General features: G+C 68.8%; 1 pseudogene. It reads left to right on the top strand.

The features are described 5' to 3' along the window. A pseudogene (locus QSV46_RS40155) lies at positions 1–260 on the top strand (histidine kinase); the annotation flags it as partial.

Raw genomic sequence — 260 nt, 5'->3', positions numbered from 1 at the left:
CGACAGACCGCCACCGCCGACATTCTGAAAGTGATGGCCGCTTCCCCGTCCGACGTGCAGCCGGTATTCGATGCCATCGCCGCCAACGCCAACCGCCTGATCGGCGGCTTCTCTACGGCGGTGTTGCGCTACATCGGCGGCGCCGCGCACCTTGCGGCGTTCACGCCGACCGATCCGGCCGGCGATCGCGTGCTGCAGTCCTCGTTCCCGGTGCCATTCGCGCAGTTCCCGCCCTACCAGCTCGTGGCCGGTGGTGTGGC

This window comes from Bradyrhizobium cosmicum, from assembly GCF_032290525.1.
Lineage (GTDB): Bacteria > Pseudomonadota > Alphaproteobacteria > Rhizobiales > Xanthobacteraceae > Bradyrhizobium > Bradyrhizobium cosmicum_A.
The sequence above is the reverse complement of the archived record's forward strand: the minus strand, read 5'-3'. Positions and strand labels throughout refer to the sequence as shown.